This window comes from Amycolatopsis sp. WGS_07 (assembly GCF_045278895.1).
GTDB lineage: Bacteria > Actinomycetota > Actinomycetes > Mycobacteriales > Pseudonocardiaceae > Amycolatopsis.
Genome location: NZ_CP136053.1, coordinates 9224707 through 9251627 on the forward strand (window position 1 = coordinate 9224707; position 26921 = coordinate 9251627).

Genomic DNA, 26921 nt, shown 5'->3' on the forward strand with positions numbered 1-26921 from the left:
GCCGGAACTTACGGTGAGCGGGACGCGGAGCCGGTGAGGAGGCAGCCCGATGGAACTGCGCCACCTGCGGTACTTCGCCGCCGTCGCCGAGACCTGTCACTTCGGCCGCGCCGCCGAACGCCTGCACCTCGCCCAGCCCGCGCTGTCGCACGCGATCCGGCAGCTGGAGGACGAGCTGGGCGTCGCGCTGCTCAGCCGCACGACCCGGCAGGTGCAGGTCACCCCGGCTGGCCGGTTCTTCCTCGCCGAGGCCCAGCGGATCCTGGACGCCGTCGAGGCGGGCGCGCGCGGAGCCCGGCGGATCGCCGACGGACGGCGCGGCCTGGCCCGGATCGGCTTCACCGGCACCGCCGCGCTGTCGCATCTGCCGCAGGTCGCCCGCGCGCTGCAGCACCGGCTGCCCGAGGTCGAACTGGAGGTGCACGCCGATCTGCTCACCGGCGAGCAGTGCGAACGGCTGCGCACCGGCACGCTCGACATCGGCGTGCTGCGTCCGCCGGTCACCGGCGGCGACCTCGACCTGCACGTCATCGAAACCGAACCGCTGGTGCTCGCCGTCCCGGCCGATCACCGGCTGGCGGTCGAACCCGTGGTGTCGATGACCGACCTGCGCGCGGAAGCTTTCGTCACCTATCCAGCCAGCTACTCCGTCGTCAACGAAGCTGTCCTGCGCAGCTGCCGCGACGCCGGATTCACCCCGCAACGCGAGCACGAAGCGGCCGGTACCGCGGTGCTGCTCGCGCTAGTCGCCGGCGGTCTCGGCGTCGGCGTCGTCCCCGCGTCCGCGCGGGCGCTGCCGCTGGCCGGGGTCGTGTTCCGCGACCTCGCCGGCGCCGCCACTGTCCAGCTCGCGCTCGCCTGGCACCGCGACCGGGCCTCTGCACTGGTCCCGGCCGTGCTCGACGCGCTCGGCGAGCTGTTCCCCGTCGAAGTGCCCGTGTCAGGGAGGACACGATGAAGATCATCCGGGTGGAGGCGATCCCGTTCGCCATCCCCTACCGAAAACCGCTGCGTTTCGCCTCCGGCGAGGTGCACACCGCTGAGCACGTGCTGGTCCGCGTGCACACCGACGACGGCATCGTCGGGGTCGCCGAGGCACCGCCGCGGCCGTTCACCTACGGCGAGACCCAAGCCGGAATCGTGGCCGTGCTGGAGACCGTGTTCGCGCCGCAGGTCGTGGGCCTGAGCCTGCTCGAACGCGAGACGGTGCACGCGAGGCTTTCCCGCACCGTCGGCAACCCGGCCGCGAAGTCCGCTTTGGACATGGCGATCTGGGACGCGCTCGGGCAAAGCCTCGACGTCTCGGTCACCGAACTGCTCGGCGGCTACACCGACCGCATGAAGGTTTCGCACATGCTCGGCTTCGACGAGCCGGCCGCGATGGTCGCCGAAGCGGAGCGGATTCGCGACAGCTACGGCATCACCACGTTCAAGGTGAAGGTCGGCCGCCGTCCGGTTTCCCTGGACACCGCGGTGGTTCGCGCCTTGCGGGAACGGTTCGGCGCCGAGGTCGACCTGTACGTGGACGGCAACCGGGGCTGGACCGCCGCCGAATCCGCCCGCGCCATGCGGGAAATGGCCGACCTCGACCTGCTGTTCGCCGAGGAACTGTGCCCCGCCGACGACGTACTCGGCCGCCGCTGGCTGGTGTCGCGTTTGGACATTCCGTTCATCGCCGACGAATCCGCGGTGACCCCGGCCGACGTGACCCGCGAGATCCTCGCCGGATCGGCCACCGCGATCAGCATCAAAACCGCCCGCACCGGCTTCACGCGTTCGCAGCGCACACACCATCTCGCGGACGGTCTCGGACTGGAAGTGGTGATGGGCAACCAGATCGACGGCCAGATCGGTTCACTGTGCACTGTCGCGTTCGGAGCGTCGTACGAGCTGACGTCGCGCCGTCCCGGCGAACTGTCCAACTTCCTCGACATGACCGACGACCTGCTCGCCGAACCGCTGCGCATCGCGGACGGCGAACTGGTCATCCGCCCCGGCGCCGGCCTCGGCGCCGAACTCGACCCCGGCAAGCTCCGGCACTACCGGCAGGACCGCTGAGCCGGAAACCCCCGATGGATCAAGGAGGATTCATGACTGCCACGCATTCCCCCACCGCCGCCGCGTCCGGAGCCAACGCCACCGAACGGTTCAAGAGCGACAAGCTCGCCGGCGTCGCGGGCACCCCGAAGGAGCGGGTCAGCCTGCTCGCCCGCGAGGTGCTGGAGGCCGTGCACGCGACGATCCGCAAGCACAAGGTGACCTACGAGGAGTACAACGCGCTCAAATCGTGGCTGATCAGCGTCGGCGAGGACGGCGAATGGCCGCTGTTCCTGGACGTCTGGGTCGAGCACGTGGTCGAGGACGTCGCCACCGAGCACCGCAAGGGCAACAAGGGCACCATCGAAGGCCCCTACTACGTGCCGGACGCCCCCGAGCAGGGCGCGCGTGGTTCGGTCCCGTCGCGGGAGAACGAGCCGGGCACCCCGCTCGTCTGGACCGGCCAGGTCACCTCGACGACCGGCGCGGCACTGGGCGGCGCGAAGGTCGAACTGTGGCACGCGGACGCGGACGGGCTGTACTCGCAGTTCGCCCCGGGCATCCCGGAGTGGAACCTGCGCGGCACCTTCACCACCGACGACGAGGGCCGCTTCGAAATCCACACCGTGCGCCCCGCGCCGTACCAGATTCCGACCGACGGCGCCTGCGGCAAACTGATCGCGGCGGCGGGCTGGCACGCCTGGCGTCCGGCGCACCTGCACGTCAAGGTGTCCGCGCCGGGGCACGAACTGCTCACCGCGCAGCTGTATTTCCCCGGCGACGAGCACAACGACGACGACATCGCGTCCGCGGTGAAGCCGGAACTGCTGCTCGACCCGCGGCCCGCGGAAAACGGCGAGACCATCGAGTACAACTTCGTCCTCGACCCGGCCCTCTGATTCGGCAGGAGACCCATGCTTTACCACGTACGGATGGACGTCCGCCTGCCCGCGGACCTCGACCCGGCCGTCCGCGACGCCCTGATCGCGCGCGAGAAGGAGTACAGCCAGCAGCTGCAGCGCAGCGGGAAATGGCCGCACATCTGGCGGATCGCGGGCGAGTACGCCAACTACTCGGTACTGGACGTCGCCGACCACGACGAACTGCACCAGATCCTGTCGAACCTGCCGCTGTTCCCGTACATGGACATCCAGGTGACCGCCCTCGCGCGGCATCCGTCCAAAGTGGACTGACTCACTCCCCGCCGACCGCCACCACCCGGTCCGCATGCTCGGCCAGCAGCGGATCGTGGGACGCGACCAGCACCGCCGTCCCACGGTCCGCCGCCCGGCGCAACGCCGTCAGCACCATCTCCGCATGCGCCCGGTCCTGATGCGACGTCGGCTCGTCCGCCAACAGGACCAGCGGCCCCGCCGCCAACGCCCGCGCCACCGCGCCCCGTTGCTGTTCCCCGCGCGAGACCTCGCTCGGCAGCCGGTCCGCGAGCTTCGCCAGGTCCAAGGTTTCCAGCAGCTTCAATTGATCCGGCGGCTCCACCGCGGTCCGCGCGGCGAACGCGAGGTTGTCCGCGACCGTCAGCTCCTCGAACAGCGCGATCGACTGCGGCACGAACGCCAGCGCATGCCACGGCTGGTCCGGCACCGGCACGTCCGGCATCGGCGGATGCGCGGTGACCGTCCCGCTGTCCGGCGCGTCCCAGCCGCCCGCGATCATCAGCAGCGTGCTCTTGCCCGAGCCGGACGGACCGGTCAGCGCGACCAGTTCGCCCGCCACGAGGTCCAGGCTCGTGTGCCGCAGCACCGGCATCCCGCCGTGCGATCGGCTCACGTCGGACAGGCTGAGCAGCGCGCTCACCGGACCCTCCCGTCCACGAGTTCCACCACGTCGTCCGCCGCCTCCGCCAGCACCGGGTCGTGCGTCGCGACCACGACTGTCTGGCCCGCCTCCGCCAGCGCACGGAAAGCCTCCGCCACCAACCGCGCCGAGGAGCGATCCAGTTGCGCCGTCGGTTCGTCGGCCAGCACCGCGTCCGGTTCGCCGACCGCCGCGAAAGCGAGCGCGGTTCGCTGCTGTTCGCCGCCGGAGAGCTGGCGCGGACGGTGCCCGCGGCGGTGCTCCAGGCCGAGCCGGTCGAGCAGGGACAAGGAAAACCCGGATCCGCGCATTTTCGCCGCCAGCTCCAGATGTTCTTGCACCGTCAGGTAATCCAGCAGATTGTCGACCGGATTCTGGAACACGTAACCGATCCTCCGCCGCCGCACGGCCCGGCGCGCCCGCGCGGACAGCGCGGTGACGTCCGTGCCGCCGACCTCGACCCGGCCCTCGTCCGGCCGTTCCAGGCAAGCCAGCAACCGCAGCAGAGTCGACTTGCCAGACCCGGAAGGCCCGACCAGCGCGGTAATCCGGCCACGAGCGGCGGCGATCGACACCTCGTGCAACGCGGTCAGCGAACGACCGGCGGTGCGATAACTGTGCGTCAGCTCAGTTCCCCGAACAGCATCAAGCGGTGTCACGCAGCACCTCCGAAGGCAATGCCCGCGCCGCCGCGCGCTGGGCCGCATAGGTAACGACAAGCGCGACGGCCACCGCGGCGAGCAGCAGCTGCCCGCCCGGCCCCCACGGCACGGGAATCACCGTGCCCGGCGGAGTCGCCGGATCGAGGTCGTAGCCCGGGTACGTCACCGAGACCGCGATCGCCGCGAACCCGACGCCCACAGCGAATCCCGCCGCCAGCAGTCCGCCGACTTCGTACGCGAGCGCCCGCCAATGCGCACCGGAGCTGATGCCCATCCGTCGCAAAAGGACATACGCCCCGCGCCGGGCGCGCGCCCGAGCGTTGAGGTACAGCAAGAGTCCAATTAGGACGACCACGCCGACCAAAGCGGACACTGCGGTCAAAAACGCGAAGGTGTAAGTAACTCCGCCGTACACGCCGTGCGCGCTGACGTCGGTCGCGCGACTGACTGTCCCAGCCGGAACCCCGGCTTTGCCCAGTTCCGGCAGCACCTGCGCCGGATCGCCGCGCGCCCACAGTTCGCGGTGCACGCTGTCCCCGGCGAACTTGGCGAGAATGTCCCGGCGCAGCAGCAATTCCGGGAACCCGGCGCTCTTCCCGGGCAGCTGCGCCACGGTGACGACCCGCAGCGGCAGGTCCTTGCCGCTGATGCTCAGCGTCGCCTGCTCGGGCGCGTCCGGCACTCCGGCGATGACGCCGACCGGGGTGTCGCCGGACAGCTCGTCCAGCAGCTCCGGCAGAGCCGGCCCGCTGAGGTCGTCGTCCCAGAACGCGGCCGAGCCGAACGTCGCCGGGTCGACGCCGAGCACGTTCACCGTTTTGCTGCCCAGGTACGCCGAGTCGTAGCGATCCACCAGCGCGGCTTGCCCGGTCAGGCCGGGCGGAATCGCGGCGGGGCCGCTCAGATGGACCACGACGTCCGAGCCGACCACGAGCTGGCCTTCGTCGTCGAGCGTGCGCTGGACGGAGCCGGTGACCGTGGTGGCGAAGAGGGAAAGCGCCACCGGCACCGCGGTCGCCCCGACCAGCACGGCGGCCGCGGCGGGTGCCGAAGCCAGCCGTCGCCAGGCCAGAAACGCGACCGCCCGTTCTCTGCGCACCGCACGCACCCGGGGCAACGTCAGCCGCACGACCCGGGTCGCCAGCATCGCCAGCCCCAGCACCAGCAGCAACGGCACGACGATCAGCCGCGGCGGGATCCGCGCGACCGAGCCGGCCTGGCCGAGCCCGGTCTGCGTGCCGTCGCCGAGCGTGAAGTAGCAGACCACCGCGGCGACCAGCGGGAGGATTTCCCATGGCAGATGCCGGATCCGCGACGTGCGCGCGTCGAACATCGCCCGCGTGCGAAGGATGACCGAACCGGCGATCCCGGCGAGCGTCACCAGGAACGCGACCGCCGCGCCGCCGATCGAGTACCCGAGCGCCGACGATGTCACCAGCGGACTCGGCCCCAGCGCGCTGACCAGCCCGCGTGCGGCGAACCAGCCGCCGGCGGCGCCGAGCAACGCGATGGAACCCAGCTCCAGCAACGCTTTCCCGGCCAGCGCACCCGGCCCGGCCCCGCGTGCGGACAACACCGCCAGCTCGGCCCGGCGCCGTTCGACCCAGAACGACCCGACCGTCACCGAAATGACCAGCCCGGTCAGCGACCCGGCAACGCCGATCGGCACGACCGTCGCGGCGAGCGAGGATTCGACCTGATCCGCGCGGTCCGCGATGCCGCCCAGCGAGGACGTGAACTGCATCCGGCCGCGCTGCGCGAACAAGTCGGGTTCGTTCTCGGTGCGCTCCCGCACCCGCTCCAGCCCGGCGATGGTGGCGGGCGCTTCAGCGGTGGTCAGCCCGGTCCGGTTGACCGAGGCCTCGAGGGTGCTGCCGACGCTCGAGTCGGCCGGGGTGAGGCCGAACAACGCGTCCCGCGACAGGAACGCAACCGGGAAAACCGGAGCCTCGCTCAGCGGATTCGGCCGGTACAACGACTGCAGATGACACCAGAACGGCTGGTCAGGCACCTCGCGCAGATCCCGGTACACCGCCGCGACCGGCATCGTCGCGACCGGAGCCCCCGGCGGCACTCCCGTCCTCGGACCCCAGCCGCCCTGGACCACCACCTGGTCGCCCGCGTGCAGCCCGCGCGCCCGCGCGAACTGGCTCGACACCCAGATCCCCTGCCCCTTGCCGCCCTCCAGGACCTGCAGGTTCGCCGCGAAATCGTCCTGGTGGACAAGCCACATAGCGGACTGCTCCGGATTCGGCGAACCCGGCCGGACCGGGTCGACCTTCGCGGTGCTGTAAAGCGTCGACCGCACGCCAGACAGCCGCGGCACGTCCTTAGCCGCATCACGGGCGAACGCCAGCCGCGCGTCGTCAAGCGCCTTCCCCGACGGCCCCGCGGCCCCCGGGTCCGGCTGCGACATCGGCAGCCCGCCCATCCATTCGGCACCGACCGCCCACTGACACGCCCGGTTCATCTGGTCGTGCAGCGTCGCGTTGCCAGCTGAAGACAGAAACAACGCCACCGCCGCCGCGGGCAGCGCGACGAGCACCGCCGCCGCGATGGCAGCCACTACGAGCGCCGGTTGCCGCCACCCCGTTCTCGGCGCGCGCGTCCACGGCTTCGCCCCCCACCCTCGCATCCAGCGAGTCTGCCACGATCCCGGAGCCAGTGGGGAGCCCTCATCCGATGCGACAGAGCGCGTTTTCCCGAGTACAGAACGCTTACTTCGCCTGCCAAACCGGCGAGCGCTTCTCCACGAACGCCAACGTCCCCTCCCGCACGTCCTCGCTCGTCATCACCCCGACAGCATTCTCCCGGGTGTTGTCCCACGCACCGTCCTCAGCCGCGATCGCACCGTCCACAATGCCCAGTGCGACACGCTTGCTCGCCTGCACCGCCAACGGTGCGTTAGTCGCGATCTTCTCCGCCAGCGCCACCGCCTCAGCGAGCACATCGGCATCCGCGACCACGTGATTCACCAGTCCCAACGTCGCCGCGCGGGCCGCGTCCAGCGGTTCGCCGGTGAACATCATCTCCATCGCGATCTTCTGCGGAATCTGCCTCGGCAGCCGAAACACCCCGCCCGCCGCCGCGAAGAGGCCGCGTTTCACCTCGGGCAGGCCGAATTTCGCGGATTCGGCCGCCACCACCAGGTCGCTGGCCAGCGCGAGTTCCGTACCGCCGCCGAGAGCGAATCCGTTCACCGCGGCGATCGTCGGCTTCGAAATCGGATGCCGCACGTACCCGGCGAAGCCCCATTCCTCATGGCCCGGCGCGGCGAGCGATTCGCCCCGCGACACGGCTTTCAGATCGGCTCCGGCGCAGAACGCCCGCTCCCCCGCGCCGGTCAGCACGACGACGCGGGTTTCCGGATCCTGCTCGGCCCGTTCCAGTGCGGTGCCGACCAGTTCGCTCAGTTCGGCGTTGACCGCGTTCATCGCGTGCGGCCGGTTGAGCGTGATCACCAGGACGTGTCCGCGCTGTTCGACGAGCGCGGCCGGGGCGTCAGCGGGCATGACCGTCCTCCTCCGCCGGCGCGAAGACCGGCACCTTCTCGTGGTCAGGTTCAGGACCGGAGGGCACGAAGACTGCCCGCACCGGCAACTGCCAGAGGTCCGCGTCCGGGTCGGCGTCGAGCCGGCACCACCACCACGGTCCCTCGGTCAGCTCCACGATGCCGACGACCACGCGTTCCGGCTCGCCGCCGTCGCGCGCCCGCTTGTGCACCACCGACCACGACACCACCGTGCCGGTTCCGGCGGCGGGCGTCCACTCCAGATCGTCACCGGGGTCCGGGACCGTGCGCGGGTCCAGGTACTCGCCGGTGCTACGCCGCCGCAGCAGCCGGAACTCGCCGAGCGCGGTGCCGTCGAAGAACTCGGCGGACTCCTCGTCGCGGGCGACTGGGTTGATCCGCACTGTCATCCCTCCGTCCCCAGCACGAGCGTGCTGTGGTGGTCCAGAATGCCGCCGTTGCCGGAAACCAGCACGGTGTCGTGTTTCGGCACCTGCCGTTCGCCGCCGTGCCCGCGGGCCTGGATGATCGCCTCGGACAGCGGAGTCATGCCCCACAGGTAGTACGACGACAGCTGGCCGCCGCCGGTGTTCACCGCGAGCTTGCCGTCCGGGCCGAGCATGCCCGGCGTCGCGACGAATTCGCCGCCCTCGCCCTTGCCGCAGAACCCGTAGTCCTCCAGGGTCAGCAGCGCGGTGAAGGTGTAGCAGTCGTAGATCTCGGCGACGTCGATGTCCTCGATGGTCACTCCGGCCATCTCCATCGCGGCCGGACCGGACTGCGCCGCACCGCTCACCAGACCGAGATTGTCGTTGCGGCGGAAGGAATTACCTGGGTGCGCCTGGCCCCAGCCGAGCACCTGAACCGCTGGCTGCGCCAGAGAAGCAGCGCGTTCCGCGGACGTCACGATCACCGCGGCGCCGCCGTTCGACACCAGACAGCAGTCCAGCAGGTGGAACGGCTCCGCGATGAACCGCGACGCTTGATGGTCGGCCAGGGTGATCGGATCACGCAGCTGCGCCAACGGGTTCTTCGCCGCCCACGCGCGCTGCGCGACCGCGATCGCGCCGAGTTGCTCGCTCGTGGTGCCGTAGGTCTTCATGTGCCGTCGCGCGGCGAGCGCGTAGAACGAGTTGGGACCGGCGAAACCGCTGGAGCCCAGCAGGCTGCCCCACCCGGTCGGGGTCGTGCGTCGGCCGCCGTAGGCCGCGCCGGTCGCGTTGCCCTGCCGCAGCGGCGCGTCCGCGAACACGCAGGCGACGGTGTCGGCCATGCCCGCTTCGACGGCCATCGCGGCGTACTGCACCATCGCGCCCGCCGTCGAGCCGAACGCCTGCATTTGGGTGAGCAGCCGCAGGTCCCGTAGCCCTAAGTCGACTTGGAGGCTCAGGTCCACCCCGGGTGTCGTTCCGGCGGACACCAGCAGCCCGTCGATGTCGGACAGCCCGATCCCGGCGTCGTCAGCCGCCCGCCGGACCGCTTGCGCGGCGAACTGCCGCGCGCTCGGACCGTACACTTTGCCCAGCTCAGTGAGCCCGAGACCGGCGATTGCCGCCCTCCGGCGCGCCGGGGTCTCCCGCCTGCTCGTCATCTCGTCGCACTCCGTTCCCGACCGGTGGTCGCACCTCCACGCTCGCATCCCGCTGACGCCGCGTAAACGACCGGTCGGGACACCGGCAGATGAGCGCCCGCGACACGTGCGCGGATGTCCCTCCGGGAAACCTGCCGGTGTCGGAATCCGTGATGTACATCGCGGTTTTCCGGACCCAGCATGGGAATCGGGACCCGACGACGGGAAAGGCGGTCCGGCGATGGCGATCAGCGCCGCGGAAACCGAACAGCTGCGGGAGGCGGTGCGCGACCTGCTCGCGGACCGCTGCACCGAATCAGACGTGCGCCGCGTAATGGCGACAGAGTCCGGTTACGACCCGCAACTGTGGAAACAACTGGCCGAACTGGGATTGCCCGGCCTGCTGATCGCGACGGAATACGGCGGCGTGGGACTGGGCGCGGAAGAACTCGAAGCCGTGGCCGAGGAAATCGGGGCGGCGCTGCTGCCGTCGCCCTTCCTGTCCAGCGCCGTGCTGACCTCGACCCTCATCGACGCCGCCGGGTCCGAAGAGGACAAACGCCGTCTGCTGCCCGCGCTCGCCGACGGGTCCTCGATCGGCACCGTCGCCATCAGCAGCACCTGGACGCCCGAAAGCATTGCGGTAGAAGCAAACGGAACCCTCACCGGGACCGTGTCCTATGTGACCTTCGGCCAGCTCGCCGACATCATTCTCGTCGTCGCTCGCACCGGCGACGGCATCGGCATCTTCGAAGTCGCACCCGACGCATCCGGCTTCGCTCGCACCCCGCTGTCGGTATTCGACCCGACTGTGCGGCTGTCCCAATTCACCTTCGCGGACACCCCGGCCCGGCAACTCGGCACCGCGGGCTGGGAAGCCGTGCAGAAAGCCTTGGACCTCAGCGTAATCGCGCTCGCCGGAGAACAAGCGGGCGGTGCCCGGCAGATCTTCGAAACAACCGTCGAATACCTGAAAACCCGTGTCCAGTTCGGCCGCGCGATCGGCAGTTTCCAGGCGATGAAACACCTCGCCGCCGATCGGCTGCTGGACGTCGAATCCGCGACGTCGGCCGCCCGCCACGCCGCGGCCGACGGCGGTCCCGGTGCGATCGCGCTCGCCGGGTTCGCGTGCGCAGAAGCGTACGAAACCGTTGCCCTGTCCGCGATCCAGATGCACGGCGGGATCGGCTTCACCTGGGAACACCCTGCGCACCTGTACCTGCGCCGCGCCCGCTCCGGCGCACAGCTGTTCGGCGGCTCGCGGCTGCACCGGGAGCGCTACCTCGTCTCGAAGGGAGCTTGACCATGATCAGCGCCGACCAGCTCCGCGAAGAAGTCCGCGCGTGGCTCGCCGCGGAATGGACCGGCCTCCCGCCGGCCGAGGACCGCTGGAGCAGCACCCCGGAACGCAGTGCCTGGCTGGAAAAAGTCGTCGCCGCCGGATACGCGGTGCCGACCTGGCCGGTCGAACGGTCCGGCCGCGCCTACCCGGCCGAACTGGCCGACGTCATCGCGGCCGAGTTCGACGCCGCGGGCGCACCCGGTGCCCGGCAGGACAAATACAGCATCCCGGCCAACACCATCCTCGCGTTCGGCACCGAGAAGCTCAAGAACGACCTGCTGCACGACGTCCTCACCGAACGCTCCCGGACCTGCCTGTTCTACAGCGAACCCGGCGCGGGCTCGGACCTCGCGGCCGTCCGCACCACCGCGGTCCGCGACGGCGACCGCTGGATCGTCAACGGCCAGAAAGTCTGGACGTCCGGCGCGAAAACCGCGGACTACGCATTGCTGATCGCCCGCACCGACTGGGATGTCCCGAAGCACAAGGGCCTCAGCTACTTCGTCGTGCCGATGCACCAGCCCGGCGTCGACATCCGTCCGCTCGTGCAGATCACCGGCGAAGCGCACTTCAACGAGGTTTTCCTGACCGACGTCGAAATCCCGGCGGACTACCTGGTCGGCGAGGAGGGCAAGGGATGGCGCGTGCTGCAGACCGCGCTGGCCTACGAACGCTCGATCATGGGCGACGGCGCGCGGGCGTCGCGGCACGGGTCGATCGCCGACGACCTCGTCGGGCTGGCCCGGGAACGCGACCGGATCGCCGACCCGGTCATCCGGGACAGCCTGGCCACCGTCCTGGCGCTGCGTGAACTGAACGCGCTCAACAACGCCCGGGCCAAGGCCGCCGCCGAACAAGGCACGTCGAGTTCGGTGATGTCGCTGGGCAAGCTCGCGATGTCCGGCATCCTGCACGCCGAAGGCCGCCTGCGCACCGCGATCGCCGGTCCGGAAACCCTGCTCGCCGGGGACGAGAACCCGGTCGCCGACGACGTGAACTTCCTGGCGCTCAACGCGTTCTTCACCTCGATCGGCGGCGGCACCGACCAGATCCAGCGCACGATCATCGCCGAACGCGTCCTCGGCCTGCCCAAGGAACCCGAGATCGACCGCGACCTCCCGTTCCGCGCCGTCCGCCGCAGCTGAGCTTCGAGGAGGCTGGTTCCGTTGTCTGACACCTATGACCCGCCGCTGTCCGGCTTCCGCGTGCTCGACCTGTCCGACGGCCCGATGACCGTGACCGGACGGCTGCTGGCCGACCTCGGCGCGCGCGTCACCCGGGTCGTCCTGCCCGGCGTCACCGGCGAACGCACCACCGGCCCGATCGTCGACGGCGTCGCGATCGGCACCGCCATCGACCGGCACGGCTTCGCCCACGCCACCGCCGACCCCGGCTCGCACGGCTGGGAGCAACTGCTGCGGGACGCCGACCTGCTGATCGAGACCACTCCGCCGGGTTCGCCCGCCGAGGAACTGCTCGACGTCCCCGGCCTGCGCACCCGGCATCCGGCGCTGGTCGTCCTGTCCATCAGCGACTTCGGCCGCGCCACCACCCGGCGGCGCTGGCAGGCCACCACGCCGGTGTTCCACGCGCTGACCGGCGAACTGTCCCGCTCCGGCATCCCCGGCCGCGCACCGCTGCTGCCGCCCGGCGAACTGCCGTATCACGTCGCCGCCGCGCAGGCCGCGTTCCAGGCGGTGAGCCTGTACCTGGACCGGCTGCGCACCGGACGCGGCGACCGCATCGACTTCTCCGTCCTCGACGGCGCGATGCAGGCGCTCGACCCCGCGTTCGGCATGGTCGGCAGCGCCGCCGCCGGAGTGCCGCTGAGCGAATTGCCGCGCGGACGCACCGAAGAACGCCACCGGTACCCGATTTTCCCTTGCCAGGACGGATATCTCCGAATCTGCCTGCTGTCGCGGCGGCAGTGGCGCGGAATGTTCGAGTGGATGGGCAGCCCGGCCCAGTTCGCCGACCCGAAGTACGACCAGGTCCGCGAACGCTACGCCTCGCCGGACCTACTGCCCGCGATCGGCCGGTTCTTCGCCGACCGGACCCGGGCTGAGCTGGAACGCGAAGGCCAGCGCCACGGCGTCCCCACCGCCGCGGTGCTCACCCTCGCCGAAGCCCTGCACACCGACCAGCTCACCGCCCGCGGATTCTTCCGCGACACCGAACTCTCCCCCGGACTCGTCGCGCCGGTCCCGGCCGGAATCACCGAAATCGACGGACACCGCGCCGTCGCCGGTCCAGACACCGGTGCATCAGTCAGCGACGCACCGATCCTGGCCGCGCGCGCCCGTCGCGGCGAAGGGCGGCCGTTGGAGGGAATCCGCGTCCTGGACCTCGGCGTGATCGTCGTCGGCGGCGACACCGGACGGCTCTTCGGCGATCTCGGCGCGGACGTCATCAAAATCGAGAACTCCGCCTTCCCCGACGGTTCCCGCGCCGCGCTGCCCGGTCCGATGTCGCACGGATTCGCCGCCGGGCACCGCAACAAACGCGCGATCGGCGTCAACCTGCGCGATCCCGAGGGACAGGCGCTGGTGCGGCGGCTCGTCGCGCAGTCGGACGTCGTGCTGACCAACTTCAAACCCGGCGTCATCGACTCGCTCGGACTGGACCGGGCCGCGTTGTCCGAGGTGAACCCGGGCATCGTCGTCGTGGACAGCTCGGCGTTCGGCCCGACCGGCCCGTGGGCGAAGCGCCTCGGCTACGGCCCGCTCGTGCGCGCCGCGACCGGGCTCACCAGCGAATGGATCTATCCCGGCGAACCGGGCACGTTCAGTGACGCCGTCACGGTCTATCCGGACCACGTGTGCGCCCGGATCGGTGCGCTGGCCGCGTTGGCGCTGCTCGTCCGTCGCGAACGGACCGGCGACGGCGGCGCGGTGAGCGTCGCGCAGTCCGAGGTGATGCTGAGCCACTTCGCGGCCCGGATCGCCGCCGAAGACCTCGCCCGCCGAGGAAACCACCGGACCGAACCCGCGCACGACGCGCCGTGGGGCGTGTTCCCGGCCGCGGGCGACGACGACTGGCTGACCGTCACCGTCCGGAACGACGCGGATTGGGGCGCGTTGTGCGCGGTGCTGGACCGTCCTGACCTGGCCGCCGACCCGACCTTGACCACGCGCACCGGCCGCGCTGCCTCCCGGGCCCGGATCGACGCGGCGGTCACCGAATGGACGCAACGACATTCCCCGTTCGAGGCGATGGATCTGCTGCAGGCAGCCGGAGTTCCCGCCGGAGCCATGCTTCGCGCGGCCGACCTGCCGGAGTGGGAGCAGTACCGCGAGCGGCGCGCGTTCCGGGAGGAGCTGCACCCGTACGCGGACGAGCCGTACGTGCTGGAGAACGTGCAGATCCACGCCGCGCACGTCGCCGATCCGCCGGTCGGACAGGCCCCGTTGCTGGGCGAGCAGACCTTCGAGATCGCGGCGGAACTGCTCGGGCTCGGGGTCGCGGACACCGCCGGTCTCGTCGCTCGCGGGGTGCTGGAGGCCCCGGACGACCAGGCCGGACCCGCCGCCCGAGCCGTATGATCGCCGGGCACCCGACCGCCGCGCTGCTGGACATTGGACGATGGAGATCGACTTCACCCGGCTCAAGTACTTCGTCGCGGTCGCCGACGAACTCCACTTCAAACGCGCGGCCGACCGGCTCCGGATCACCCCGCCGCCGCTGAGCAAGCAGATCAAGCTGCTGGAACGGGAACTCGGCGGCCCGCTGTTCGAACGGCATTACCACGAGGTCCGGCTCACCCCGCTCGGCGACGCGCTGCTCGGCCCGGCGCGGGCGATCCTGCGCCAGGTCGACGGCCTGAAGGACATCGCGGCCGGAGTCCTCGAGGACGGCACGCCGATCCGGGTCGGCGCCACCGCGTACGCGCCGTCGGATCTGCTCGAAGACCTCGAAACCGCGGTCGGCGGGCTGGCCGCGCCGGCGACCTTCGAGGTGGCCGGTTCGGCCGCCGAGGTCACCGCGAAACTGGTGTCCGGGCATCTGGAACTCGGGCTGATCCACCTCGCGGTCGAGGACCAGCGGCTGCGCGCCCGCACCGTCGCCGAGTACCAGGGCGCGATCGCGGTCCGCGCGGACGACCCGCTCGCCTGCCGCGACCTGGTCCGGATCGAGGAACTGCGCGACCGCGAGGTGGTCATCGACTTCGCCCGGCCGAACCCGGTCATCCTCGCCGCGCTGACCCGGAAACTCGCGCGCCGCGGCGTCCGGAACATCGTCCGCGCGGTCAGCGGGCGCGGCGGCGAACTCGAAATGGCCGCGCAGGTGTTCAACCGGCGGCTGGTCGCGCTGGTGTCGTACGCGCCGGCTTCGTTCATCGGCCGGATGTTCTCGCCGCCGGAGTTCAAGCTGGTCCGGATCGACGAGGACGGCTGGGAACCGAGCAGGCTCGCGCTGGCCTGGGCCGCCGACCGCGCCGCCGGACCGCCGCGCCCGGCCGATCTCGCCGAGGACCTGTCGGCGAAACTCGGCCCGATCCGCCGCGGCTGAACCGTCCACTGTGGACCGGCAAGGACCGCTAGGGCCCGACGAACCTGGTCAGCAACCGCCCGAACTCGACCACGTCCTCGTGCGGCCAGTCCCGCAGCCGCGCTTCGAGCCGTTCCCGTTGCGCCGCACGGGTTATCGCCAGTGCCCGGTGCCCGGCTTCGGTGAGTTCCAGCCGCTGCCGGCGGGCGTGCTTCGGATCCGGGCCGCGCATCAGCAGCCCGGCGGTCTCCAGTTCCGCCAGCTGCCTGCTCACCGTCGACGGGTCGAGCCCGTACTCCTGAGCGAGATCCGCCGCGTGCGCGCAGTCCGCGAGATCGATCGAGGACAGCATCGTGTACTGCACGAACCCGAGCCCCTCGTACAGTTCGTTCGAGCGCACCCGGGACCCGCGGGAAAACAGGATCATCGCGCGGTGGATAGCATCCAGGGCGTCGCCGTCGCGGTCTTCTCCCGGCATGTCCCCCGATGCTAGAGATGCATCATACAACTGTCAACGCGGCTCAGCGGCGATTCCCCGGCTCAGCAGCTCGTCGGCGTCCACCCCGGCTTCTTCAAGCAGCGCACGGGTGTGCGCCCCGAACGCGGGCACGTCGCCCATCCGCGCCTCGACGTCCGCGAACGTCACCGGCGGGAGCAACGCGTCCACAGTGGCGTGTTCGGTGCCGATCTTGCGCCAGCGGTCCCGGGCGCGCAGCTGCGGATCGGCCACTACGTCGGCGACCTGTTTCACTTGCGCGGCAGGGATTCCCGCATTCGCGAGCCGTTCATCGAGTTCCACTGTGGACCATCGGGCGGTCTCGGCGGCGACGGCCGCGTCGCATTCCGCGCGGTGCTTCACCCGTTGGACGTTCGTGGTGAAGCGCGGGTCGTCGGCCAGATGCGGTGCTTCGAGGACCGAGGTGACCAGGGTCCGCCAGCCGCTGTCGTTCTGGACGCCGATCAGCATCTGACCGTCTTTCGTCGGGTATGCGTCGTAGGGGGCGATCGAGGCGTGACTCAGTCCCATGCGCGCGGGCTGGCGTCCGGAGTACATCTGGCTGTACATCGCGTAGCCCATCCACTCGACGGTCGCCTCCAGCATCGATACCTCGACTGTCGCGCCTTGACCGGTCCGCGAGCGGCGCAGAAGGGCGGCCAGTACCGCTTGCGCGCAGTACATTCCGGAGGCGATGTCGGAGGTGGGGATGCCGGTCTTGACCGGGGTGTCCGGGGTGCCGGTGATGCCGATCAGACCGGCTTCGGCTTGGACCAGCATGTCGTAGGCCTTGCGTTGTTCCCTGGGGCCGCCGGTTCCGTAGCCGGAGAGGTCTACGGCTACTAGTTCTGGGTGGTTCTTCCGCAGTTGAGCGGCGTCGAAGCCTAGGCGGGCGGCGGCACCTGGGGCTAGGTTTTGGATGAAGACGTCGGATTGGGCGATGAGGCGGGTTACCGCGTCTCGGCCTTCGTCGGTTTTGAGGTCGATGGCTAGGGATTCTTTGCCTCGGTTGAGCCAGACGAAGTGGGCGCCGGTGCCGTGGACTACGTGGTCGTATTCTCGGGCGAAGTCTCCGCCGTCTGCGCGTTCTACCTTGATTACTCGGGCGCCTAGGTCGGCCAGGGTGCGGGTGGCTAAGGGGGCGGCTACGGCTTGTTCTAGGGAGACGACGGTGAATCCGTCCAGGGGGAGCGCAGTCTGGGGTGGGTGCATGGTGCTTATCCTGCCTGTCGGCCGGAATGCTGCGGGTGATTGTGTTGCGTGGGGCACCCCGAAGCCTGAATTGTGCTGACGGTCTGGGGGTGCTTGTCAAGGCGGGAAAGATGCCTTGACAAGCACCCCCAGACCGCAGGGAGGCTTCGTATCGGGGTGCGGGGGTGGTGTGGGTGCCTCGCTGAGTTGAGTGCATCGGCGGCGGTCTAGGGCCGTGAAGGACTCCTTGAGGGAATCAGCGGCTGTGAGGGGTCCCCTCACAGCCGGTCAGCCGCGTGGGGCGAAGGGGATGTTGGCCGGTTTCGATTTTTCCAGCAGGTCTTGGTATCGGCCTTCGCTGATCTTGATCGTTGCGGCGCCGAAGTCCGCGGCCATCAATCGGTCCCGCAGGGTCGTCGACGGCCAGCCGTCCCAGCCGACCAGGGGTGGGTATCGCCAGTCGTGGTAGTGGTTTTCCGGGGGTTCGTCGTGGGCGTCGGCCAGGCGGAAGAAGTGGGTGCCGGGGCCGTCCTTGTGGTAGACGGTTTTCGGGTGGGTGCCGTCGAAGCTCACCTGGGAACGCGGGTAGGTCACCTGCGAAGAATGCTGCGTGGTCGTCACGTATTCGACCTGGTTCGACGACTGGTCGATCCACGAGATCACGTGCTCCCAGTCGTGCCGGTGCCCGCCTAGGCCGCTGCCGTCGACCGCCTGGTCCTTTTCGAAGTAGCTCGCGTAGACGACCGCGCACCAGCCGTGGTTGCAGGTGGCGCGCGAGTAGGTCTGGGAGTTGTCCAGGTCCGACTTGTCGCGGCAGTTGCCGTTGACCGCGCCGGTGGTCTTGAGGCCGGGAGCCAGCGTGCCGTCCGGGCCGATCGCGGGCGTGGCGTAGCAGCCGTCGCCGTCGTAGTCGTAGGCGGGAGAGAACGTCTGCTCGTACCCGCTCGCGTTCTGCGGCAGGTTGTGCGGCGGATCGGCGTACGCCGCGGACACCGGGAACAACAACGCCGTGCACACGGCCACCGTCGCGACGCGGGCGATCGGGAGTTTCCTCATGTCCGGATGGTGACACCGCGAACGCGGAAGGTGAAGGTATGCGGGGGAAGCATCCGGTGGCCGCACGGACCACTTCAGCTCGCGAGCACCTCCGCGCCCCGGTGCACACGCAGCAGGTCAGCCCGCACCAGGTCGGCCAGGAGCCGTTCTTCCTCGTCGACGTCGGCCGGGCGCGGCGGCAGTTCCCCGCTCCCCGCCAGCGCACCCGCCGCCGCTTCCGCGAAGGACGCCATGGCTGGAGACTGCTCGTCCCGCTGCAGCAAGGCACCCGCCGACGCCGCGAGGCCGCGTAGTCCCTGTCCGGCCTCTTCTAGAGCTTCCCGTTGCTCCGACGAAGGCTCCCGGCTGCCCGGCTCGGGGCTCAGCAGGTCCTGATGGGTCCGGGCCGCGGCGCGGAACCGCAACCCGACCTCCCGTCGCCCGCCGCCGCCGCGCAACCGCTCCGCCACCGACGCGAGCAGTCCGCCGGTCTCCTCGACGGCGTCGGAAAACCGTTGCGCCACCGACGGTTTCGGCACGCCCGGCACCGCGGCGAAGCCGAACAGCAGCCCGATCACCACCGCCAGCGCCACCAGCAGCAGGTACTCCACGAGCACCGACACCGCGTCCAGATGCCGCGTCGTCGCGTTCATCCCGACGCTCATCAGCACCATGCAGCCGTTGAACACCATCGGCTGCACCTGCATGAACGGGAACCCGACGAGCAGCGCGACAATCCCCAGCGGCAGCAACGCACCCGGCGGCAACAGCCACAGCGCGATCGCCAGCACCACGGCCCCGGCCACCGCACCGGCGGCGCGCTGCCACGCCTTCGCCAGCGTGTCCCGCCACTCCGGCTGCATGAGCGCGAACGTCGTCATCAGGAACGACACGGTGAGCGGGTCGCCGGGCCGGAACGTCGCGATCACCGCCGCGACCAGCATCCCCAGCGCGCACCGCACCCCGTGCCGCAATTGCGCGGACCGCCACGAGAACACCCCGGTCGCCTCGCGGCGCAGCGCCTCGCGCACGAGATGCTGCGGGAAGTCCACAATGGACTCGTCGCGGGCCAGCACTGCCTCCCGGACCGCGAACAACCCGGCCCAAGCCTCGTCGAGCAGCGCGGCGGTATCCCCCGGCAGCGCGACCTCGGCGTCGACCCGTTCGATCTCCGGCGGTGCCGAAACAGCCTTGGCCCGCACCGCTTCCGCAAGCGCCGCAACCTGTTCGTCCGCGGCGTCGAGCACCCGGGAGACCGCCACGGCCTGGTCCTCGTCGAACGCGCGCAGCCGGTCCCGCAGCACCGCCGCCGTGCCGTGGTAGCGCGCGCCGCCCGCGAGCACGCGCGCCTGCCACGCTCGCGGCCGGTCGGTCACCCACAGCCGCACCGCCCGTTCGGCGCTCGCCCGATCCGGTCCGGCGAGCGCGTCGGCCAGCGCGGTCCGGGTCGGCTTGCCGGGATCGCTCAGCCCCATCAGCAGCCGCAGCACGAACACGACCCCGACGGCCAGCGCCGGCGCACAGACGATCTGCACCGGGCTGGCCGCCCCGCTCAGCTGAAAGCCGTACCCGAACACCGAGGCCATGCCGAGCCCGAGCCCGACCGTCACGTAGCGCGGCCCGAGCGCGGGCACCACCGCCGACGCGAACACCACCAGCACGAGCAGCGCGATCGACGCGACCGGCGACACCTCGCCCAGCAACCGCGGCCCGGCCCCGCCGATCACCACCGCCGGCGCGAACGCCGCGAGCAGCAGCAGATCCGGCCGCAACGGCCCGCCGGTGGCGGCGATGAAGCAGAACAACGCGGTCAGCCCGGCCAGCACCGCCGTCCCGCCGAGCCCGAGCGCCACCCCGAGCCCGGCCGTACCGCCGACGACCACCAGGATCGCCACGAGCATCCCGCCGCCGCGCGCAATCGCGTTCATCCCGCCCCGTTCCGTCACCGCGCATTTCCCGTGCGTAGCCTCGCACGCGGCCCTCGTGAGCGGCGAAAGACCTCGTGCGCGGCAACCCCGGTTAGAACCGGAATTGCCACTCACGACCTCAGACGGCGGCGCGCTCCGGCGGCAGCGTCAGCATGGTGTGCACCTCGTGGCTCGACTCCCCCGGCAGCCCGTCCATCGCGCGGAACGCCGAGTTCCGCGCCGCCAGCTCCTCCTCGGTGCGCGGCGACATCACCACTGCCCCCTGCGTCGCCAGCGCCTGGTTGGCCTCCACGAACTCCCGCGACCGCTTCTCGTAAGCCGCGAACGCGACGTCGTGCGGAGCGTCGGCGAGTTCGTACGCCAGCAGATAAGCGCCGATCAGCGCGAGGCTCGACCCCTGTCCGGACAGGAACGACGTCGCGTGCGCGGCGTCCCCGGCCAGCGCGACCCGCCCCTTCGACCACACCGGCATGTGGATCTGGCTGACCACGTCGAAGAACAGATCGTCCGCCGTGCGCATCGCCGCCACCATCCGCGGCACCTCCCAGCCGCAGTCCTCGAAGCGGCTCGCGACCAGCTCGCGCTGCGCGGCCGGGTCGGCGAACGCGGAGAAGGGCGCGTCAGCGCGGGTGAAGACCAGGAACCCGTGCACCTGGTCGTTGCCGCCCACGGCGTAGAGCGACGCCGACCGGCCCGAGACCGCCCAGGACATGCCCTCGCGCGACAGGCCGAGGTAGTTCGGCATGGTGAATCCGGCGAAGCAGTAGCCGAGGTAACGGTGGAACCGCTCCTCCGGCCCGAAGACCAGCGAGCGGGTCTTCGAGTGCAGCCCGTCCGCGCCGATGACCAGGTCGAACGTCTGCCGCCGGCCGCTGGCGAAGGTCACGTCGACCGCGTCGCCGCGGTCTTCCAACTCGGCAATCGACTCCGAGAAGCGGAACTCGACGTCGTCGCGGACCGCGTCGTACAGCAGGCTGGTGAGGTCGCCGCGGGCCAGTTCGATGTCGTACCCGGCCTCGTCCCCGGTGATCGCGGTCGGTGCGACGCTGTTCAGGACACCGCCGTCCGAGTCGAGGAACGACAGCCGCCGAGTGGCGATGTGCCGCTCGCGCACCTGCTCCTCCAGCCCCATCCGGCGCAGCACCTCGACCGCCGGGCCGCGCATGTCGATCGGATACCCGCCGCCGCGCACCGCCGCCGCCTTCTCCACCACGGTCACCGCGAAGCCGTACTGGTTCAGCCAGTACGCCAGCGCCGGGCCCGCGATGCTCGCCCCCGAGATCAGCACACTCCTGCTCATGGTTCTCCCCTTCCCCCGGCAGGCGAAAGATGCCTACCTTAGGTATCGTTTTCGAGACCGGCCGGAACCGCCTCCCGCGCTCCCGGCGAGCCAACTATATACCTAAGTTAGGTATCTAATCAAGGAGCCCCGATGTCCGCCGCCCCTTCCCTGTTCCGGGACCTGCTTCCGCGGCTGAACGAGCTGAGCGAGTCGCTGCGCCGGGGAAAGCTGTTCGAGCGCGCGGTCGCGGCCACCGGGCTGCCGCTGGAACGGCCGGCGATGAGCGTGCTCGGCATCCTGCACATCGAGGGCGCACCGCTGCGGATCGGCGAGATCGCGAACCGGATGAACGTCGTCGGACCGCACGTGACGCGGCAGGTGCAGGGGCTGGAGGGCCGGGGGCTGGTGCGGCGCGTGGCCGATCCGGACGACCAGCGGGCCCGGCTGATCGAGCTGACCCCGGACGGGAAAGCCGCGGCCGAACGCTACGTCGCGGTCATCGAGGGCTGGTTCGCCGACGCGATGAGCGGCTGGACAGCGGAAGACCGCCAGGTCCTCGACCGGCTGCTGACCCGGCTGGTCGAGGACCTGACGGCCCAGTTGCCCGACGCGGACTGAAGAACTACCGCGACAGCCGCAGGAACTCCTGCTGCTCGCGGTCGTAGCGCTGGGTCAGGCCGTTTCCGTAGCGGTCCCACCAGTTCTGCGTGTGCCCGTTCTGGCGGGTGGTCGTGTCGCCGTAGACCTCGCGGTCGTATTCGATCCGCGCGTCGTGGAACTGCTGCTGGAATTCCTGCGGCGACAGGCTTTGCAGCTGCTGCACCGCGGCCGGGTCGAGCGTGCGCGCGCTCTGCACGATGTCCGCGCCGCCCATGTGGTTCAGGATCGCCCGGACGCCGCCCGCGCCGCGCATGTGCGCGCCGGACATGATCGCGGCCTGCGTGCCCGGATCGCTGAACTCCAGCGCGCCGGCGTGCCGCGCGTTCGCGGTCATCAGCTGCGCGACCACGGCGCGTTCCTCCGCGCTGCCGAGGCCGTATCGCTGACGGGCGGCCATGATCTGGTCGTAGCCGTTGTGCATGCTCTCGCGGAAGCCGTACGCCTCGCGCACTCCGCCCTGTTCGCCGGTCGCGCCCTCGGAGCGCATGATCGAATCGACGACCCGGTCGTCCAGCTGCTGCGGTGCGGCACCCCCAGCAGCCGCACCGCCGCCGCCAGCCCCTGCTCCACCGCCGCCCGTGCCGCCGCCGTAGCCCTCGGCCACCGCGGTGTCGGCGTCGGCGTAGTTGTGCGCAGCGTGCTGCACCTTGCCGTTGACCTGTTCGATCAGCTTCACGAAGTCGCCGAGCGACGACACGAGTTTCGACTGCAGCAAGGCGTTCGCCGCGGCGACCCCGCTGCCGATGCCCGCGAACGACAAGGCGTCGATCACGAGTGTCTCGAGGTCGCGAACGGCCGAAAACGCCGAGGCGCCGAGGCCTTCCACGTTCTTCACGATCGCCGACACCTCGGCCGGCAGCACCCGGTAGCTTCCCGCTGTCATACCAGTGACAATCGCGCACCGGCGGCGTCGCGCCCACGGCCGAATTACCCACTTTCGGCTGGGATCGAATCCGTGCCCGCTGGGTATTTCGGCGGCATGGAGTCCGACGAGGACCGGCACGACCGGACCGACCACGAGATCGAGCTGCTCGCCGAGCGGCTCTGGGCGCTGTCCCGCGAACCCGCCGGCGACCAGGCGCCGGACCTCGGGCCGCTCGCCGCCGCCGGGTTCGAGGTGACCGGCCGCACCGCGCGGTACGGCACCGGACGTCCGTGCGTGGCCCTGCTGCTCCCGCCCGACCAGCTCCCGGAATTCGGGCACAACCTTCTTGCCGCGTCGATCGTCGGAGCCGCGCTCGCCACCGTCCGGACGCTGGAATCCGGTTCCATAGCCGTCACCGACCGCCCCGCCGACGAAATCGACGCGGTGCTCACTTTCCAGCCCGGCGTGCACACCTGGGCCGCCGCACCGCTCGCCGCGCGGACCGAACTCCGGGTGACCGTGCACGGGAATTCGGGCCCAGCGCCCGAGGACAGCACCGACGCGGTCGCCGGGCTGATCCAGGTCTTCACCGCGATCGCCGCCCTGCGGGCCCGGCTGCCCGCAGGTGCGTCCGTGCAAGGAATCGTTACGCACGGCGGAGAATCCACCGACGTCGTGCCCGATTTCGCCGAAGCCCGGTTCGGCCTGCGCGCCCCGGACGCGGAAGCGCTCGGCCGGGTGGTCACCGAGCTGACCGCCGCCGCCGAAGGCGCCGCGATGGCGACCGGGACCAAGGCGAACGTCGAACGGTTCGGCCCGATTCACGCGCGGTTCCAGGACAATCCGGTGCTCTCCGGGCATTTCGCCCGGCATCTCGCCGCGTGCGGAATCCACGCGTCGCCCTCGGGCACGGCAGCGATCCCCGGCCGGGCCGAAGTGGGCGACCTGAGCGTCCGGATGCCGACGATCCACCCGTCGGTCGCGCTCCTCGACCCGGCGCGCGCGGTCGGCAGCCGGGCGTTCGCCGAGGCGACCGGCTCGCCGCGGGCCCGGACCGTGCTGCTCGCGACGGCGTCCGCACTGGCCAGGACCGCGTCGGACCTCCTGGCGCACCCCGCGCTGGTGCGGCAGGCCTGGGACAATTTCGCCGATCGCGCGCGGCGGGGCCGCTAGAGTCCTCCGCATGGGGACGATCACCACCGACCTGCCGCTCCCGGACGGCCGGAATCTCCGGGTCCACGACAGCGGAACCGACGGTTTCCCGGTGGTGTGGCACCACGGGACTCCGCAGTCCGGCCGCCTGCTGTCCCCCGTGGTCGAAGCCGCGGCGGCACGGGGATTTCGCGTCGTTTCCTACGGCCGCCCCGGATACGGCGGGTCCACTCCGGACCCCGGACGGACGATCGGCTCGGCCGCCACGGACGTCCGCCGGCTAGCGGACGCACTGGACCTGCCGCGCTTCGCCGTGATCGGCACGTCCGGCGGCGGTTCGCACGCGCTGGCCTGCGCCGCCGCCTTGCCGGACCGGGTATCGGCGGCGCTGTGCTTCGCGCCGGTCGCGCCCTTCTCCGAGGACTACGACTGGTACGCCGGAATGGCGTACGACAGCTCGCTGCGCGCCGCGCGCGAAGGCCGCGAAACCCGTTTGCGGCACGGAGAAACGCAAGAATTCGACCCGGCGACCTTCACCGACGCGGACTGGACGGCCCTGCGCGGCACGTGGGGACCGCTGGGCGAGGACGCCGGTGCCGCTTCCGATGTAGCCGCCGAAGCCGACGACGACCTCGCCTACGCGACGCCGTGGGGAGTCTCCGCCGCCGACGTGCGGGCCCCGGTCCTGCTCGTGCACGGCGGCGAGGACCGGATCGTCCCGGCCAGCCACAGCGAATGGCTCCTGCGGAATCTCCCGGACGCCGAACTGTGGCTCCGCCCGCGCGACGGGCACATCTCGGTGCTGAACGCGCTGCCGACAGCGCTCGACTGGCTGCGCAACCTCCTCGGCCGCTGACGCCGGTTATCGTGTCAGGCATGAGCAACGTCGAGACCGACCCGGCCGAACTGACCTGCGGCGGCGACCCAGTTTCTCCTGGCAAGGTCGAGATCCTCGACGCCCGCTCCGTCCCGCTGGGCGGACCGCGCGCGATGCCCGTCCGCCGCACCCTCCCCCAGCGTCAGCGCTCCCTCATCGGAGCCTGGTGCTTCGCCGACCACTACGGCCCCGACGACACCTCCGTCAGCGGCGGCATGTCCGTCGGCCCGCACCCGCACACCGGCCTGCAAACGGTGAGCTGGCTGTTCACCGGCGAAATCGAGCACCGCGACAGCCTCGGCTCGCACGCCATGGTCCGCCCCGGCGAGCTGAACCTGATGACCGGCGGCCGCGGCATCTGCCACGAAGAGGTCTCGACCCCGGAAACCACGACGCTGCACGGCGTCCAGCTGTGGGTCGCCCTTCCGGACGAACACCGCCACACCGCCAGGGACTTCCAGCACTACGCCCCGCCGGCCACCGAACTCGACGGCGCCACCGCCCGCGTCTTCCTCGGCACGCTCGCCGGGGAAACCTCGCCGGTGAAGACCTTCACTCCCTTGCTGGGCGCGGAAATCGTCGTCGAGCCGGGGGTGACGCTGAGCCTGGCCGCGGACCCGTCCTTCGAACACGGAGTCCTGCTCGACACCGGAGAAATCACCTTCGCCGGCACCCCGCTGCAGCAGGCCCAACTCGGCTACCTCGGCGTCGGAGCCACCACCCTCGACCTGCACAACCCCGGTACCGCCCCGGCCCGCGTCATCGTGCTCGGCGGCCCGCCGTTCGGCGAGGAAATCCTGATGTGGTGGAACTTCGTCGGCCGCAGCCACGACGAGATCGCCGAATACCGCGAGGCGTGGGAGGCGAACTCCGACCAGTTCGGCGCGATCGAGCCCTACCCCGGCGGCCCGGCGCGGCTGCCCGCTCCCCCGCTGCCCGCAGTGCGGATCAAGCCGCGCCGCAACCCGTCGTGAGACGCCGCTACCGAAGCTCAGCCCCGCTCAACCGGTTCCGTGCCCCGGACGGGTCGAAGTTCACCCGCCGGAGTGGCCCGGCCGCCAGCAGCACCAGCGCCACCGCACTCAGCGCGGCCATCACCAGCGCCGCCACGAACCGGGCCGGAGCCGACGTCGCCGACGCCAGCACCGCGTAGCCGCCCAGCACCACCGCGACCGGCCCGAGCAGGGCGACCGCCGTCGGCACCACCGGGATCCGCCCGCCGTCCGGACGCCGTGCCGAGACGACCGCCGCGCCCGCCGACACCACGGCGGCCACGAGCAGGCAGGCGCCCACGGTGTCCGACAGGCGGTGCCAGCTGAGCGCGACGGTCGCCGCGGCCACCCAGGCGACGCCGGGCGCACCCACGGCGAGCACCCAGGTCCGGAACCGCGCGGGCAGCACCACGGCCAGTGCCAGCAGCACGGCGGTGGCCGCGCTCACGTGCCCGCTCGGGAAGCTGTTGTGGTGCGGCGCCCCCTCCGAACCGACGTCCGGCCGGTCCAGCAGGTAGATCTTGAGCAGCTGCGCGGCGGCCATCGGCAGCAGGTACAGCACCAGCGCGGTCACCCCGAGCGCGAACCGCTTGCGCACCACCGCGAGCAGCACGATGACGATCCCGGCCGCGCCGAAGAACACGACCCCGTCCAGCCCGGCGAGCGGCCGCGCCCAGTCCACAGTGGACCGCGGAAGGTTCTGCGCGAACCGGACGACCCCGTCCTCGGCCCGCTGCCCCGCCTCGGTCCGCACGAACAGCAGGTAGGCGACGACGAACGCGCCCGCGAACCCGATCGCGGCCGCGACCAGCACGGCGGTCCGCGAACGCCGGCGAGGGGCGAGCGCGTGCCGGGGCGCGGACGGGGGCACTTCGGACGTCGGCGTTTCAGGAGTCAGCACTGCCATGTCTTCGAGCCTGGCCGCCGGATTTCGGGATCTCGTCAGAGCTTTGTCATGGTTTCGCTACAAGATCCGCCCGGCTCGCGCGAATCCGGGAGCAGTCCGAATAATGGGCCC

25 protein-coding genes are annotated in these 26921 nt (G+C 70.9%); 12 read left to right on the top strand and 13 right to left on the bottom strand.

The window, feature by feature from the left end; translation table 11 throughout:
* Positions 1–49: 49 nt before the first annotated feature.
* From RPX00_RS43355 to catC, 4 genes are read left to right on the top strand one after another with little or no spacing between them, the layout of a single operon-like run.
* Positions 50–958 carry a LysR substrate-binding domain-containing protein gene (locus tag RPX00_RS43355; protein WP_378299088.1) on the top strand — a complete coding sequence of 303 codons (909 nt, stop codon included), beginning with the start codon at positions 50–52 and terminating at the stop codon, positions 956–958.
* The gene (locus RPX00_RS43360) at positions 955–2058 is read left to right on the top strand and encodes a mandelate racemase/muconate lactonizing enzyme family protein (RefSeq protein WP_406634612.1); all 1104 of its coding nucleotides are present in this window, start codon (positions 955–957) and stop codon (positions 2056–2058) included. The genes RPX00_RS43355 and RPX00_RS43360 overlap by 4 nt, the downstream gene beginning before the upstream one ends.
* 32 nt (positions 2059–2090) lie before the next feature.
* Entirely contained in the window at positions 2091–2936 is an 846-nt protein-coding gene (catA, locus tag RPX00_RS43365; RefSeq protein WP_406634614.1) for a catechol 1,2-dioxygenase, read from the top strand.
* Between the two features lie 15 nt (positions 2937–2951).
* Positions 2952–3230, top strand: a complete 279-nt coding sequence (catC, locus tag RPX00_RS43370; protein ID WP_406634616.1) for a muconolactone Delta-isomerase — start codon at positions 2952–2954, stop codon at positions 3228–3230.
* Between the two features lies 1 nt (position 3231).
* On the opposite strand, the gene RPX00_RS43375 is transcribed toward catC, so the two are convergent.
* The 6 genes from RPX00_RS43375 to RPX00_RS43400 all read right to left on the bottom strand — a co-directional run bounded on the left by RPX00_RS43375 (position 3232) and on the right by RPX00_RS43400 (position 9616).
* Positions 3232–3852, bottom strand: a complete 621-nt coding sequence (locus RPX00_RS43375; RefSeq protein ID WP_406634618.1) for an ABC transporter ATP-binding protein — start codon at positions 3850–3852, stop codon at positions 3232–3234.
* Positions 3849–4511 (bottom strand): ABC transporter ATP-binding protein, encoded by a 663-nt coding sequence (locus RPX00_RS43380; RefSeq protein ID WP_406634620.1) that lies wholly within the window; start codon positions 4509–4511, stop codon positions 3849–3851. Before RPX00_RS43380 ends, RPX00_RS43375 begins: the two co-directional genes overlap by 4 nt.
* Positions 4498–7149, bottom strand: a complete 2652-nt coding sequence (locus RPX00_RS43385; protein ID WP_406634622.1) for an ABC transporter permease — start codon at positions 7147–7149, stop codon at positions 4498–4500. Before RPX00_RS43385 ends, RPX00_RS43380 begins: the two co-directional genes overlap by 14 nt.
* A gap of 82 nt (positions 7150–7231) precedes the next feature.
* The gene (locus RPX00_RS43390) at positions 7232–8026 is read right to left on the bottom strand and encodes a crotonase/enoyl-CoA hydratase family protein (RefSeq protein WP_406634624.1); all 795 of its coding nucleotides are present in this window, start codon (positions 8024–8026) and stop codon (positions 7232–7234) included.
* Positions 8016–8435 carry a Zn-ribbon domain-containing OB-fold protein gene (locus tag RPX00_RS43395; protein ID WP_406634626.1) on the bottom strand — a complete coding sequence of 140 codons (420 nt, stop codon included), beginning with the start codon at positions 8433–8435 and terminating at the stop codon, positions 8016–8018. Before RPX00_RS43395 ends, RPX00_RS43390 begins: the two co-directional genes overlap by 11 nt.
* Complete coding sequence (locus RPX00_RS43400; protein WP_406634627.1) at positions 8432–9616, bottom strand: thiolase family protein; 1185 nt, start codon at positions 9614–9616, stop codon at positions 8432–8434. Before RPX00_RS43400 ends, RPX00_RS43395 begins: the two co-directional genes overlap by 4 nt.
* Positions 9617–9836: 220 nt before the next feature.
* Between RPX00_RS43400 and RPX00_RS43405 the strand changes: the two genes are divergently transcribed.
* The 4 genes from RPX00_RS43405 to RPX00_RS43420 are packed head-to-tail and all read left to right on the top strand — an operon-like array spanning position 9837 to position 15446.
* Positions 9837–10898, top strand: a complete 1062-nt coding sequence (locus RPX00_RS43405) for an acyl-CoA dehydrogenase family protein (protein WP_406634629.1) — start codon at positions 9837–9839, stop codon at positions 10896–10898.
* Positions 10899–10900: 2 nt separating this feature from the next.
* A complete protein-coding gene (locus RPX00_RS43410; protein WP_406634631.1) occupies positions 10901–12082 on the top strand; it encodes an acyl-CoA dehydrogenase family protein in 1182 nt (393 codons plus the stop codon).
* 21 nt (positions 12083–12103) lie between these two features.
* Complete coding sequence (locus RPX00_RS43415) at positions 12104–14479, top strand: CoA transferase (protein ID WP_406634633.1); 2376 nt, start codon at positions 12104–12106, stop codon at positions 14477–14479.
* A 40-nt stretch (positions 14480–14519) separates the two neighbouring features.
* Positions 14520–15446: a LysR family transcriptional regulator gene (locus RPX00_RS43420; RefSeq protein ID WP_406634635.1), complete on the top strand. Its 927-nt coding sequence runs from the start codon at positions 14520–14522 to the stop codon at positions 15444–15446.
* Between the two features lie 28 nt (positions 15447–15474).
* Here the strand turns inward: RPX00_RS43420 and RPX00_RS43425 are convergent, their stop codons facing one another.
* The 5 genes from RPX00_RS43425 to RPX00_RS43445 form a co-directional block, all read right to left on the bottom strand.
* Positions 15475–15903, bottom strand: a complete 429-nt coding sequence (locus tag RPX00_RS43425) for a MarR family winged helix-turn-helix transcriptional regulator (RefSeq protein ID WP_406634637.1) — start codon at positions 15901–15903, stop codon at positions 15475–15477.
* 33 nt (positions 15904–15936) lie between these two features.
* Entirely contained in the window at positions 15937–17133 is a 1197-nt protein-coding gene (locus RPX00_RS43430; RefSeq protein ID WP_406634639.1) for a CaiB/BaiF CoA transferase family protein, read from the bottom strand.
* A gap of 267 nt (positions 17134–17400) precedes the next feature.
* Positions 17401–18168 carry an NPP1 family protein gene (locus tag RPX00_RS43435; protein WP_406634641.1) on the bottom strand — a complete coding sequence of 256 codons (768 nt, stop codon included), beginning with the start codon at positions 18166–18168 and terminating at the stop codon, positions 17401–17403.
* A gap of 74 nt (positions 18169–18242) precedes the next feature.
* Positions 18243–20075 (bottom strand): FUSC family protein, encoded by a 1833-nt coding sequence (locus RPX00_RS43440; RefSeq protein WP_406634643.1) that lies wholly within the window; start codon positions 20073–20075, stop codon positions 18243–18245.
* 118 nt (positions 20076–20193) lie between these two features.
* Positions 20194–21375, bottom strand: coding sequence for an FAD-dependent monooxygenase (locus tag RPX00_RS43445; RefSeq protein WP_406634645.1), 1182 nt, complete (start codon positions 21373–21375; stop codon positions 20194–20196).
* Between the two features lie 132 nt (positions 21376–21507).
* Between RPX00_RS43445 and RPX00_RS43450 the strand changes: the two genes are divergently transcribed.
* Complete coding sequence (locus RPX00_RS43450) at positions 21508–21975, top strand: MarR family winged helix-turn-helix transcriptional regulator (RefSeq protein WP_406634647.1); 468 nt, start codon at positions 21508–21510, stop codon at positions 21973–21975.
* Between the two features lie 4 nt (positions 21976–21979).
* On the opposite strand, the gene RPX00_RS43455 is transcribed toward RPX00_RS43450, so the two are convergent.
* Positions 21980–22900 carry a hypothetical protein gene (locus tag RPX00_RS43455; RefSeq protein ID WP_406634649.1) on the bottom strand — a complete coding sequence of 307 codons (921 nt, stop codon included), beginning with the start codon at positions 22898–22900 and terminating at the stop codon, positions 21980–21982.
* 72 nt (positions 22901–22972) lie between these two features.
* Between RPX00_RS43455 and RPX00_RS43460 the strand changes: the two genes are divergently transcribed.
* The 3 genes from RPX00_RS43460 to RPX00_RS43470 are packed head-to-tail and all read left to right on the top strand — an operon-like array spanning position 22973 to position 25885.
* The gene (locus tag RPX00_RS43460) at positions 22973–24055 is read left to right on the top strand and encodes a peptidase dimerization domain-containing protein (protein WP_406634651.1); all 1083 of its coding nucleotides are present in this window, start codon (positions 22973–22975) and stop codon (positions 24053–24055) included.
* Positions 24056–24065: 10 nt separating this feature from the next.
* Positions 24066–24890: an alpha/beta fold hydrolase gene (locus tag RPX00_RS43465; protein WP_406634653.1), complete on the top strand. Its 825-nt coding sequence runs from the start codon at positions 24066–24068 to the stop codon at positions 24888–24890.
* A 20-nt stretch (positions 24891–24910) separates the two neighbouring features.
* Positions 24911–25885 carry a pirin family protein gene (locus RPX00_RS43470; protein ID WP_406634655.1) on the top strand — a complete coding sequence of 325 codons (975 nt, stop codon included), beginning with the start codon at positions 24911–24913 and terminating at the stop codon, positions 25883–25885.
* A 7-nt stretch (positions 25886–25892) separates the two neighbouring features.
* Here the strand turns inward: RPX00_RS43470 and RPX00_RS43475 are convergent, their stop codons facing one another.
* On the bottom strand, positions 25893–26810 hold the full coding sequence (locus tag RPX00_RS43475; RefSeq protein WP_406634657.1) for a phosphatase PAP2 family protein: 918 nt from the start codon (positions 26808–26810) through the stop codon (positions 25893–25895).
* Positions 26811–26921 lie beyond the last annotated feature (111 nt).

Coding starts and splice junctions, on each gene's coding strand:
- RPX00_RS43355 (WP_378299088.1), top strand. CDS start 50: ATGGAACTGCGCCACCTGCGGTACTTCGCCGCCGTCGCCGAGACCTGT.
- RPX00_RS43360 (WP_406634612.1), top strand. CDS start 955: ATGAAGATCATCCGGGTGGAGGCGATCCCGTTCGCCATCCCCTACCGA.
- catA (WP_406634614.1), top strand. CDS start 2,091: ATGACTGCCACGCATTCCCCCACCGCCGCCGCGTCCGGAGCCAACGCC.
- catC (WP_406634616.1), top strand. CDS start 2,952: ATGCTTTACCACGTACGGATGGACGTCCGCCTGCCCGCGGACCTCGAC.
- RPX00_RS43385 (WP_406634622.1), bottom strand. CDS start 7,149: ATGCGAGGGTGGGGGGCGAAGCCGTGGACGCGCGCGCCGAGAACGGGG.
- RPX00_RS43390 (WP_406634624.1), bottom strand. CDS start 8,026: ATGCCCGCTGACGCCCCGGCCGCGCTCGTCGAACAGCGCGGACACGTC.
- RPX00_RS43395 (WP_406634626.1), bottom strand. CDS start 8,435: ATGACAGTGCGGATCAACCCAGTCGCCCGCGACGAGGAGTCCGCCGAG.
- RPX00_RS43400 (WP_406634627.1), bottom strand. CDS start 9,616: ATGACGAGCAGGCGGGAGACCCCGGCGCGCCGGAGGGCGGCAATCGCC.
- RPX00_RS43405 (WP_406634629.1), top strand. CDS start 9,837: ATGGCGATCAGCGCCGCGGAAACCGAACAGCTGCGGGAGGCGGTGCGC.
- RPX00_RS43410 (WP_406634631.1), top strand. CDS start 10,901: ATGATCAGCGCCGACCAGCTCCGCGAAGAAGTCCGCGCGTGGCTCGCC.
- RPX00_RS43420 (WP_406634635.1), top strand. CDS start 14,520: ATGGAGATCGACTTCACCCGGCTCAAGTACTTCGTCGCGGTCGCCGAC.
- RPX00_RS43425 (WP_406634637.1), bottom strand. CDS start 15,903: ATGCCGGGAGAAGACCGCGACGGCGACGCCCTGGATGCTATCCACCGC.
- RPX00_RS43430 (WP_406634639.1), bottom strand. CDS start 17,133: ATGCACCCACCCCAGACTGCGCTCCCCCTGGACGGATTCACCGTCGTC.
- RPX00_RS43435 (WP_406634641.1), bottom strand. CDS start 18,168: ATGAGGAAACTCCCGATCGCCCGCGTCGCGACGGTGGCCGTGTGCACG.
- RPX00_RS43440 (WP_406634643.1), bottom strand. CDS start 20,075: ATGAACGCGATTGCGCGCGGCGGCGGGATGCTCGTGGCGATCCTGGTG.
- RPX00_RS43445 (WP_406634645.1), bottom strand. CDS start 21,375: ATGAGCAGGAGTGTGCTGATCTCGGGGGCGAGCATCGCGGGCCCGGCG.
- RPX00_RS43450 (WP_406634647.1), top strand. CDS start 21,508: ATGTCCGCCGCCCCTTCCCTGTTCCGGGACCTGCTTCCGCGGCTGAAC.
- RPX00_RS43455 (WP_406634649.1), bottom strand. CDS start 22,900: ATGACAGCGGGAAGCTACCGGGTGCTGCCGGCCGAGGTGTCGGCGATC.
- RPX00_RS43465 (WP_406634653.1), top strand. CDS start 24,066: ATGGGGACGATCACCACCGACCTGCCGCTCCCGGACGGCCGGAATCTC.
- RPX00_RS43470 (WP_406634655.1), top strand. CDS start 24,911: ATGAGCAACGTCGAGACCGACCCGGCCGAACTGACCTGCGGCGGCGAC.
- RPX00_RS43475 (WP_406634657.1), bottom strand. CDS start 26,810: ATGGCAGTGCTGACTCCTGAAACGCCGACGTCCGAAGTGCCCCCGTCC.